Here is a 10,216-nt window from a genome sequence, read left to right on the forward strand (position 1 = left end):
CAAGATCGTGGCTTACAGATTGGCAGTGGTTGTATCGAAGCGGCTCACCGGACGGTGATTCAGTGCCGGATGAAGCGCAGCGGTCAGCGGTGGAGTGATGATGGGGCGCAAGCGATGCTCAACTTACGGGTAGCGGCTAAGAGTGGCCGCTGGCAATTGGTCAGAGACCGCCTAAATTTAGTTGACAACGACTAAGTCAACTTAAGGCAGGTAGTTTTGAAATGCACCTGTCTACAACTGCTTAATAATCGATGAATTACTTCTCAAAATCGCGGGTCGAAGCATTCAGCGATGGCGTGTTCGCCATTATCGTCACGCTGCTGGTATTAGAAATTAAGGTACCACACATTGACCACCACGAGTCGGTAGCCGAATTAACCAGGGGATTATATACGCTGCTGCCAAAGTTCATTAGCTGGATTATCAGTTTTCTGATGGTGTGCGTAATCTGGGTCAACCACCACCGACTACTCAATCAAATTGCGAATATCACCCAGGCCATTTTCTGGCTCAACTCTCTCCTAATGCTCTGGTGTTCGTTTATCCCCTTCCCGACGGCCCTGCTCGGCGACTACCTTAACAATCCGGTGGCAAGTTTTGTCTTTGGCGTAGTATTGGCCCTCATGTCGGTTACGTTTACGTTCATTCGCTGGCAGGCGCAACGCAGTACCGACATCCTGCAACCCAATATTGACCAGGTAGCCTTCCGGAAAATTACCCGGCAATCGGTGCTGTTTGGACCGGTGTTATACGGCACCGGGGCCCTGGCAGGCTTTCTGAGTCCCTGGCTATCTATTACCATTTTTGGCTTCATTCCCTTCTATTTCATCTTCTTTAATTCGTTCAGTCAGGAGAATTCGTCCAGTAAGGAGGCCGAAGCCTGAATGAGCACGTGTTAATCATACGCTACCGTATTTTCGGACACTAACTTTTAAAAGTTTTCAGTACACGGAGAATGGACAAACTGGTTTTCAAAAACTACATCACCCGAAAAGTTCCACTCTCAGACGCGGAGTGGCAATTGATCGATAGTCTCTTTGCCCCTACATACCTGAAGCAGGGCGAGTTTCTGCTAGAGCAGGGCGCTGTTTGCAAACACCTGTACTTCGTAGGCAGCGGGCTGTTACGCTTTTTTGTCTGGAAAGAAGGCGTTGATAAAACCAAGTTTTTCACCTTCGACAATTACCTCTTCACCTCACAACACAGTTTTTCAACCCGTAAACCAGCCACGGAAAATATCCAGGCCATTGCGGATTGCGAGTTGCTCCAGCTTACCTACACCGACCTGCAAACGCTCTATGACCAAATTCCACACTGGCGTAAATTTATTCAGATGATCATTCAGGAAGCCAGTCATTTTACGGAAGAAATTCTGACCGAATTGCAAACCGAAACCGCCGAAAAACGGTATCAGAAAATGCTCCTCGACAATCGGGCTATGATTCAGCGCATACCGCTTAAATATCTGGCCTCTTATCTGGGCATTGCTCCACAATCGTTGAGCCGTATTCGAAAAAATAGCGCCAAGACCGAACGAACTTAACGTAGGTGAAGTAGCAACCATTTTGAGAGACGGATCTTTGCCCTACACAAAGGCAAAGACGCATGAAACTCATTATGAGCATCCTACTACTCACCTCAGGCCTGCCTGTACACGCGCAGCAAACCAATGTCCATTTTAGCCATACGCTAGAAACGAGGGCGCTGCCCGAAAAAATCTGGCAACTGTGGACAGATGTCCCAAACTGGAAGGACTGGGACGATGGGCTTAAATCCGCAGCGTTAACCGGTCCGTTTCAGCAGGGGGCAATCGGCATGCTGACGCCCGACAAAGGGCCCACGTCCAAATTTGTTGTTGATTCGCTGGTTCCTGATCAATCCTACACGATCAAAACGAAGCTACCATTCGGGTCTCTATACGTGAAGCGATATCTGACGGTTGAGGAAGGTAAAACCCAATTTACGCATGAAGTTTGGTTCTCGGGATTGACAAAAGGTCTTTTTGCCAGGGTACTGGGCAAACACTACCGAACCATTCTGCCGGACGTTATGAGACGAATCAGCGTACTGGCAGAGAATCGGTAAATCAGAGAAACCCCTCGTAAACGCTATGATCACTACGGTTATCGACGATATTACCATTCACGCCTTCACCTGTGGTCAGGTGAAGGTCAAACAGTCGCACCGCAACCCGAGTCCGGGAGCACCGGTTATTCTGCTCGACCCCTTCTGGACCGATTGGTTGCCCATCTGGGTCTGGGTGATTGAACATCCGGAGGGCATCATCGTTGTGGATACGGGAGAAAACGAGCAGGTCACCAACGACACGTATCTACGCTGTGGTGGCGTCAATGGCTGGATCAACAGGAAAATCCTTCGGTTCGACATCCAGGCGTCGCTCGAAATCGGGAACCAGTTAAAAGCACTCCGTATAAAACCAGATGCGGTGCGGTGGGTTGTGCTGACGCACCTACACATTGACCATACCGATGGATTGAAGCACTTCCCCAGGGCCGAAATACTGGTGGCAAAAACGGAGTTTAAGCAGCCATATGGTTCTGTACCCTGCACGTTTCCGCAGTGGTTTAACCCCCGGCTAATCGACTACAACCAATCTAACCGGCATTTTGGCAAAGCCTATCCAGTAACTACCGACGGGCGGGTGATCATCGTGCCCACGAATGGGCATTCGCACGGTCATCAATCCGTTATTGTTCGTGGCTCAACCCTGGATGTATTCCTGGCTGGCGACACGACTTTCACGGAACAACAACTTCACCATCGGCAGGTAGCAGGAATCTGCCTTGATAAGACGATGGACAGCCGTACGATTGATACAATCCGACAGTATTGTCAGGACCGACCAGCTATTTACCTGCCAACGCATGACAGGGCATCGGCCGACCGACTGAAAAGCCACCAGTTGACTCGCATTGTAAACTAATGAAGCAGGTAATTGGCAAGACCCACTTCCCCACTTTACCCATTCCCGACCGGATCCCTGCTTCCCTCCTTCCTAAACGACTGCCCGAAGTCGTTGCGGCTTTGCTGGCGCATTGACTTGGGTAAACCGCCATCGCAAGCTGGATTTACCCCTTGCCTTTCACAACACAAAATCGTACTTTTGCACCCAATTGGGCGATTTCATACCCAGTAGTTCTTTTCTTATCGGTAGCTATTATTATCAGGCGGATGCTCAACAGGCGATTACTCCGAATAAAGGTCATGCAGGCGCTCTATGCGTTTCGGCAGGCCGACGTTTCCAATCAGCAACTAGCCATCGATGGCATTGATGATCTTTTTCAACCCGACCTGAATTCCATGGAGCCGCAGAACAAGCGGCAACTGGAAGGCTACCGTAAACTCGCCGGTCTGCTCTTCGAGGAAGGGGTAAAAACAGAGCAACCTGCCAAAGACGACGACGCACCCCCCAAGGTTCTCAAAGCCGCCAACGACGGGTTAGCCTTCTACAAGAGCCGAACCAAAAAAGATCGTCTGCACCTTGCCCAAATGCTGCTGAAGCAGGTAAACGGTATCTACGATGATTATCTGCTCGTACTACAATTACTGGTCGAGCTGGGCCATGTTGCCCGCATCGACCGCGAACGGCAGTATCGTAATGTCGACGAAGCTCCCTTTCCGTTTGAATCGGACCTGAACGATAATACCCTTATCCAGGCCCTGGCCGACCATCAGCCGTTGAAAAATGAAGTAGTCCGGCATAACATTTCCTGGACCGACGATCTGGCATTTGTTCGCAAAGCACTGCGCGAAGCGTTCAAAACGGACGAGACGTACCGGGCGTACTGCGCGCAGAAAACACACACCCCGGAGGCCGATCAGGCATTGGCACAATATGTGCTTAGAACACTCATATTCAAGCATGAAACGATTCGGGATCACCTGTCCGAAATTGATCTGAGCTGGATCGAAAACAGCGAGGTCGTTCGCGGACTGGCCATCCGAACCCTTAAATCGGTACACAGCCCAACGGGATTGCAGTTGGAAGCCCTGACGGACGACTGGGAAGAGGATGAACTATTTTTGAATACGCTATACGGAAAATCGCTGGAGAACGACGCTGACTATGAGCAACTACTGGTCGATCAGCTTCAAAACTGGGATGTAGAACGAGTAGCTATTCTGGATAAAATCATTCTTAAACTAGCTTTATGCGAGTTACTAAGTTTTCCAAACATTCCGATCAAAGTAACGATTAATGAATATATTGAACTGGCAAAGGCGTACAGTACGCCCAAAAGCGGTAAATTTGTTAACGGAATTCTGGACAACATTTCCGAAAAGTTGATGGCTTCCGGCCGTCTGCGTAAAAGCGGACGCGGATTATTAGACAATAAATAAATCAGTTTTTGGTTTACCGTTTACAGTACTCCATTTTATGCCGGTTCAACAACCGAAAACCGAATGCTGTAAACCCAAACCATAAACCATAAATTTTTTAAGAAATGAGCAGAACTGGCCGTGATTTAACCTTTTTAATAACCGGTATTGCTTCCGGTACTCTGTTTGGCTTGCTCTATGCACCCGATAAGGGTAAAATTACCCGCGACCGGCTTTCGTTTCGGTTGTCGAAATACAGAGAACAGATAAACGTACTGGTCGAAGACCTGGGCCGGTCTTCGGATCAGCCCGAAAACTCATCGAAAAATGAAGGGCAGCGCGTGGTAAATGATGCCCGCGAAAAAGCGGAGCGTCTGCTCGAAGATGTAGACCGGCTGATGGCCCAGATCAAGCAACAGAACGCATAAACGGTTTATGGTATATGGTTTACGGTAAAAAACAAGTGATAGCCCTGTAAACCGAAAACCATATACCGAAAACCTAAAACCCATTTTACCCATCCATGAACGTCAGGAATTGGCTTCTCGTAACCGCCGTAGCCAGCATCAGTTTTGGTCAGTTTAGCTGCGATAACCGGCAGCAGGGCGAATCATCCAAGGCAACTGCATCGGCAAAAATGCCAAAGATTACTTTTGCCGAAAATGGCATCTATGATTTTGGAACCCTGGCAGAAGGAGACACTGTCGAGCATATTTTCTCCTTCACCAACACGGGCGAATTCCCCCTGATCATCAACAACATCACGGCATCATGCGGGTGTACAACCCCCGAATGGCCCCGTGAACCCGTAGCGCCCGGCGAAAAGTCCTCGGTGAAGGTTCGCTTCAACAGCCGGGGTAAAAGTGGTGAACAGAACAAAACTATCACCATCTTTGCCAACACGGACCCAGCCATGACTGACCTTCATTTCAAGGCACTGGTAAATCCGAAATAACCGTCTTAATACCACCAGACTATGTATTTGATTTTATTACAGGCCCCCACCGGTTCCAACATGTCCATGATTTACAACGTGTTGCTGTGGGTAGGCATTATTGGTATCTTTTATTTCTTCATGATCCGTCCGCAACAGAAAAAGCAGAAAGATCAAAAGAATTTTGTCGATAGCCTTAAGAAAGGGGACAGCGTAGTCACCGTTGGCGGGATGCACGGTCGGATTGCATCGGTTGATGCGGCAACGGTTATACTCGAAGTAGATCGGGGAGTCAAAATGACTTTTGAGAAAACATCCATCTCCCGCGAAGCAACGATAAAACCGGCTGAAGAAGAGAAAAAGTAATCGACCTAAACTACCCAAAACGGGATTGCATCGTTCTGTTCCGACCGCAGTATCCACACTTTTCCGTTTGCGTACATCCCCTTCTTTTGTGAACATCCATACACCAGACAACCGCGCGTTTCAGCCAACGAAGGCGCTGTTGTGCCTGGTGGCGGCTACGTTGTTCTGGATACTGAATGCCCTCAACAAACAGGGCTACACGATGAATGTGGATTACCCCATTCAGTTCGTTTATAATGACTCGCTTTTTATACCCACCTCTCCCCTGCCCCGTACGGTGCGCGTCAATGTATCGAGTGATGGGTGGGGATTACTACGACATTCGTGGTTGCCTTTCCGGATCGATCCGGTGAATTACGTGGTCAGGGATCCCCTCCAGGCATCGGCAATCAATACATCGTCCATCACCGCAGCCCTGACAGAGCATACTAAAAAACTACGCGTTAATTACGTCCTGACAGATAGGCTCGATCTGACTTTTGACCGGCGCATGACTAAAACCATTCAGCTGGTAGCGGATAGTCTGCACATCAATCTGGCTCCGCGTTTTGCCGTAACGAGCGTCATTAACCTCACCCCGCATACCATTCAGATCGACGGGCCGACCAGTTTGGTACGGGGGCTACCCGATTCGATTCTGGTCAGGATACCCCGCAAACGTATTACTGAAAACTACGATGAGGAGTTACCCCTGAATCAACTGCGCCACCCACTCCTGCATGCCAGTGCCGACCGGGTGGCGGTTAGCTTTGAGGTGGGGGAACTGTTGTCGCCTTTGCCAGCACCATCGCCACCACCTGCTCCCGTTAAAAAGTCTGTACCGGTTACGAAGCCTGCACCAGCCAGGAAAAAATAGAGGTAGTGTGTCAACCCATTAGTTAATTCATGGTAACGGTTAACTAGTGCGAATAGCCCGCAGCCGAATCAGCAACTTCAGTATGAAACATCCCCTCCAGATCGGTGTAACGGGCGGCATTGGCTCCGGCAAAACTGTTGTTTGTCAGGTTTTTCAGTCGCTGGGAATCCCAGTCTATGAAGCGGATGAACGGGCCAAATGGCTTACGGAACACGACCCTATCCTGAAAGCCGATATCAGACGGGTGCTTGGCCCAAATGCATACGATTCAGCGGGTCATTACAACCGGGCGTGGGTGGCCTCGCAGGTCTTTACCGACCCTGACTTGTTGCTGGCCCTGAATGCCGTTATTCATCCGCGCGTACGGGCCGACACGCAGCTATGGGTGAATCAGCAAACCGACAAACCCTACGTCATTAAAGAAGCGGCTTTAATGAAAGCCGCCGGTGATGGCAACACGCTCGACAAAGTGATCGTGGTACAGGCTCCCGTCGACCTGCGCGTGGCCCGTATCCGAACCCGCGACCCGCACCGCTCCGAGGCAGAGATCCACAACATCATGGCCCGTCAGAGTAGCGACGCGGAACGAAGGGAACTGGCCGATTACACCCTCGAAAATGACGAAAGCACCTTACTGCTCCCCCAGATTATCCGGCTCCACGAAGAATTTCTTCGGCTAGCGGCTGTTTAATTCGCTGATGGCTGTAATTTGGGGGATTACTTCATCAATAACCCAACCGGATGAAAAATCCATTACTTCTTGTTACGGCCTGCGCCGGTAGTTTTTTGCTCGGCGCCTTTGTCAACGCCGACGACGCTGAAAAGCCAATTACATCGGAGATGGTCGAAGTGGCGGCCCGGATTTTTGATCTGGACTTTACCCCTGCCGAACGCGATTCCATGCTGGGCAATCTGAATAGTGCCCGTACCAACTACGAGGCCCTGCGCAAAATCGACTTACCCAATGACATAGCACCGGCATTATATTTCAATCCACTGCCTGCTGGTTTCAACATGCCCACCGGCCCGTCTACCTTCACCGCATCGACTGCCGGTAAAATAACCCTGCCCACCAACCGCGACGATCTGGCGTATTATACCGTAGGCGAACTGGGGCACCTGATCCGAACCAAACAAATTTCATCCGTTGAACTCACGCAGTTTTTCCTGAACCGGCTCAAAACTTACGACCCCAGGCTACACTGCGTCATTACCCTCACCGAAGACCTGGCCCTGAGTCAGGCTAGGCGGGCCGATGCTGAATTGAAAGCCGGAAAATATCGGGGGCCACTACACGGAATTCCGTACGGAGCCAAGGATTTATTGGCCAAAAAAGGCTACAAAACAACCTGGGGCGCTATGCCCTATAAAGATCAGACACTCGACCTCGATGCTACCGTTATCCAGAAACTGGAAGCCGCCGGGGCCGTGCTCTGCGCTAAAACGACCTTGGGTGCGCTGGCAATGGGTGATGTGTGGTTTGGCGGTATGACGCGCAATCCCTGGAACCTGAATGCGGGTTCCAGTGGTTCCTCGGCGGGGTCGGCATCGAGCGTATCGGCGGGTTTACTACCCTTTGCCATTGGCACCGAAACGCTGGGGTCTATCGTGTCGCCCTCCACAGTATGTGGCACCACAGGTTTACGTCCCACCTTTGGGCGGGTAAGTCGACACGGAGCGATGGCATTGAGCTGGAGTATGGACAAAATCGGACCCATTACCCGCTCGGTAGAAGACTGCGCCCTGGTATTCAACGCCATTTACGGCCCCGATGGCCATGACCCAACCGTTATGGCTGCCCCCTTCCGCTATGCACCGCTTACCACCCTAAAAGGAATGCGGGTTGGCTACGTCAAAAAAGCCTTTGAAAGCAACTATCCCAACCGGGCCAACGACTCACTAACGCTGCAAACCCTGCGGACTCTGGGGGCAGAACTGGTTCCGTTTGATTTACCAACGGGTGTTCCGGCCGGGCGCATTTCGTTTCTGCTATCGGTGGAAGCGGCTGCCTCCTTCGATGAACTGACCCGCTCCGGTCGTGATGATTTACTGGTTCGGCAAACCAAAAACTCCTGGCCCAATTCCTTCCGCTCGGCCCGCTTTGTTCCCGCCGTTGAGTACATTCAGGCCAACCGCGCCCGTACAAAACTCATCAATGAAATGGCTGCGCAACTGAAGGCGTCCAATATTGATGTATACGTATCACCGGCTTACGCCGGTGGCAACCTGACGCTAACCAACCTGACGGGTCATCCGTGCGTGGTACTGCCCAATGGATTTACCCCACAGAACACCCCAACGAGTATTACGTTTATGGGCCAACTGTTTGAAGAGGGGAAAGTGCTGGCCGTTGCAAAGGCGTATCAGGATGCTACCCAATGGCACAAAAAACATCCTGTTCTTTGAGTCACACGAGCATCCGGAAGCAGACCGTTTATATCCCTTCGCCAAAATCGAGGGGATATTTTTTTAGCGGCACTACCTGTCGTCAAAACAATTGACGACTTATTCGTCTTAATAATGAGTTTGTTACCAGTGAATCGTAACGAACGAACAATCAATCCTTTACCCCTTATTCCAATGTCAGTTAACCTATTGGATTTAGCTAAAAATTACCTCACCGATGATGTTGTGAGTCAGGTCAGTACGACGCTTGGCGAAGACCCGGATAATACGCAAAAAGCATTTGGCGTAGCATTACCCGTAATTATGAGTGGCATCATACAAAAATCGGCTGAGCCAGGCGGCAATGGTTCAATCATGGACATGGTTGGTCAGGCAACCACACCCGACTACACGGCGGGGGACATTACTGAGCCAGTTGGGGGACTGTCTGGTAATCTGGACACAATACTGACGGATAACCTGCAATCGGAACGAATGCTCTCGATGGGTGCCGGTATGGTTCATAGTCTATTTGGCGATAGAACCAGTACCATCATTGAGGAGATAGCTTCGTACAGCGACATTAAACAACCATCGGCATTCTCCCTGATGAGCATCGCCGGACCGGTGCTGTTTAGTGTACTGGGTAAAAAAATGGCCGACGACGGTACGGGCGTTTCGGGACTGGGAAGTCTACTCATGAATCAGGCCGACAGCGTACAGGAAACTCTTCCACCGGGTCTCGGCTCGTTAGCTGGCTTCCTGCCCGAATTGGCCTCTCCGGTTGCATTGGGTAGTATAGAGAGCATCCCGACAGCAACACCAGCGGATCCATTTGCCCCTTCTATTCCGCCAGCGGAGTTTGTTTCACCCACCCCAATACCTATAGCGACAATACCCGTGGCAACAGTAACCCCACCCGTTACCAGCGTGCCGCCCGTTGAACCCGTTAGCCCCATAATACCCCCTGCATACAATAGTAAGGAGGATACGTCAGCAGGAATCGGTAACCAGTGGCTACCCTGGTTACTCCAGGTGCATTTCAAAACTACCTGCCTTAAGTTGACTTAGTCGTTGTCAACTAAATTTAGGCGGTCTCTGACCAATTGCCAGCGGCCACTCTTAGCCGCTACCCGTAAGTTGAGCATCGCTTGCGCCCCATCATCNCTCCACCGCTGACCGCTGCGCTTCATCCGGCACTGAATCACCGTCCGGTGAGCCGCTTCGATACAACCACTGCCAATCTGTAAGCCACGATCTTGATACGTTCCGTACTGCATCCGAGTGCGATTACGCCAGTAATAGCCTACCAAACGATCCCGACTGGCGTGGCT

General features: G+C 50.7%; 12 protein-coding genes and 1 pseudogene. All 13 read left to right on the forward strand.

All coding sequences use genetic code 11. The annotated features are described in order from the left end of the window. Nucleotides 1–195: pseudogene (locus B157_RS38915) on the forward strand (ISLre2-like element ISRsl1 family transposase); the annotation flags it as partial. A 56-nt stretch (nt 196–251) separates the two neighbouring features. Then, nucleotides 252–884 (forward strand): TMEM175 family protein, encoded by a 633-nt coding sequence (locus B157_RS0108185; protein ID WP_020602867.1) that lies wholly within the window; start codon nt 252–254, stop codon nt 882–884. A gap of 71 nt (nt 885–955) precedes the next feature. Then, nucleotides 956–1,543: a Crp/Fnr family transcriptional regulator gene (locus tag B157_RS0108190; protein WP_020602868.1), complete on the forward strand. Its 588-nt coding sequence runs from the start codon at nt 956–958 to the stop codon at nt 1,541–1,543. A gap of 74 nt (nt 1,544–1,617) precedes the next feature. Then, nucleotides 1,618–2,085, forward strand: coding sequence for an SRPBCC family protein (locus B157_RS0108195; protein WP_245565043.1), 468 nt, complete (start codon nt 1,618–1,620; stop codon nt 2,083–2,085). 25 nt (nt 2,086–2,110) lie between these two features. Beyond that, nucleotides 2,111–2,944: an N-acyl homoserine lactonase family protein gene (locus tag B157_RS0108200; protein WP_020602870.1), complete on the forward strand. Its 834-nt coding sequence runs from the start codon at nt 2,111–2,113 to the stop codon at nt 2,942–2,944. Between the two features lie 281 nt (nt 2,945–3,225). Beyond that, nucleotides 3,226–4,362 carry a transcription antitermination factor NusB gene (nusB, locus tag B157_RS0108205; protein ID WP_020602871.1) on the forward strand — a complete coding sequence of 379 codons (1,137 nt, stop codon included), beginning with the start codon at nt 3,226–3,228 and terminating at the stop codon, nt 4,360–4,362. Nucleotides 4,363–4,466: 104 nt separating this feature from the next. Beyond that, nucleotides 4,467–4,769, forward strand: a complete 303-nt coding sequence (locus B157_RS0108210) for a YtxH domain-containing protein (protein ID WP_020602872.1) — start codon at nt 4,467–4,469, stop codon at nt 4,767–4,769. 95 nt (nt 4,770–4,864) lie between these two features. Further along, nucleotides 4,865–5,296: a DUF1573 domain-containing protein gene (locus tag B157_RS0108215; protein ID WP_020602873.1), complete on the forward strand. Its 432-nt coding sequence runs from the start codon at nt 4,865–4,867 to the stop codon at nt 5,294–5,296. A gap of 21 nt (nt 5,297–5,317) precedes the next feature. Then, nucleotides 5,318–5,641: a preprotein translocase subunit YajC gene (gene yajC, locus B157_RS0108220; RefSeq protein WP_020602874.1), complete on the forward strand. Its 324-nt coding sequence runs from the start codon at nt 5,318–5,320 to the stop codon at nt 5,639–5,641. A gap of 88 nt (nt 5,642–5,729) precedes the next feature. After that, nucleotides 5,730–6,497, forward strand: coding sequence for a YbbR-like domain-containing protein (locus tag B157_RS0108225; protein WP_020602875.1), 768 nt, complete (start codon nt 5,730–5,732; stop codon nt 6,495–6,497). Between the two features lie 82 nt (nt 6,498–6,579). Continuing rightward, entirely contained in the window at nt 6,580–7,188 is a 609-nt protein-coding gene (gene coaE, locus B157_RS0108230) for a dephospho-CoA kinase (protein WP_020602876.1), read from the forward strand. Nucleotides 7,189–7,238: 50 nt separating this feature from the next. Then, nucleotides 7,239–8,903 carry an amidase gene (locus B157_RS0108235; protein ID WP_020602877.1) on the forward strand — a complete coding sequence of 555 codons (1,665 nt, stop codon included), beginning with the start codon at nt 7,239–7,241 and terminating at the stop codon, nt 8,901–8,903. A 174-nt stretch (nt 8,904–9,077) separates the two neighbouring features. Further along, the gene (locus B157_RS0108240; RefSeq protein ID WP_020602878.1) at nt 9,078–9,953 is read left to right on the forward strand and encodes a DUF937 domain-containing protein; all 876 of its coding nucleotides are present in this window, start codon (nt 9,078–9,080) and stop codon (nt 9,951–9,953) included. Nucleotides 9,954–10,216: the final 263 nt, after the last annotated feature.

It is taken from the genome of Spirosoma spitsbergense DSM 19989 (assembly GCF_000374085.1).
GTDB classification, from domain to species: domain Bacteria; phylum Bacteroidota; class Bacteroidia; order Cytophagales; family Spirosomataceae; genus Spirosoma; species Spirosoma spitsbergense.

What these genes read in the sequence shown, in the direction of transcription:
- B157_RS0108185 (WP_020602867.1), top strand. Translation starts at nt 252, where the DNA reads ATGAATTACTTCTCAAAATCGCGGGTCGAAGCATTCAGCGATGGCGTG.
- B157_RS0108190 (WP_020602868.1), top strand. Translation starts at nt 956, where the DNA reads ATGGACAAACTGGTTTTCAAAAACTACATCACCCGAAAAGTTCCACTC.
- B157_RS0108195 (WP_245565043.1), top strand. Translation starts at nt 1,618, where the DNA reads ATGAGCATCCTACTACTCACCTCAGGCCTGCCTGTACACGCGCAGCAA.
- B157_RS0108200 (WP_020602870.1), top strand. Translation starts at nt 2,111, where the DNA reads ATGATCACTACGGTTATCGACGATATTACCATTCACGCCTTCACCTGT.
- nusB (WP_020602871.1), top strand. Translation starts at nt 3,226, where the DNA reads ATGCAGGCGCTCTATGCGTTTCGGCAGGCCGACGTTTCCAATCAGCAA.
- B157_RS0108210 (WP_020602872.1), top strand. Translation starts at nt 4,467, where the DNA reads ATGAGCAGAACTGGCCGTGATTTAACCTTTTTAATAACCGGTATTGCT.
- B157_RS0108215 (WP_020602873.1), top strand. Translation starts at nt 4,865, where the DNA reads ATGAACGTCAGGAATTGGCTTCTCGTAACCGCCGTAGCCAGCATCAGT.
- yajC (WP_020602874.1), top strand. Translation starts at nt 5,318, where the DNA reads ATGTATTTGATTTTATTACAGGCCCCCACCGGTTCCAACATGTCCATG.
- coaE (WP_020602876.1), top strand. Translation starts at nt 6,580, where the DNA reads ATGAAACATCCCCTCCAGATCGGTGTAACGGGCGGCATTGGCTCCGGC.
- B157_RS0108235 (WP_020602877.1), top strand. Translation starts at nt 7,239, where the DNA reads ATGAAAAATCCATTACTTCTTGTTACGGCCTGCGCCGGTAGTTTTTTG.
- B157_RS0108240 (WP_020602878.1), top strand. Translation starts at nt 9,078, where the DNA reads ATGTCAGTTAACCTATTGGATTTAGCTAAAAATTACCTCACCGATGAT.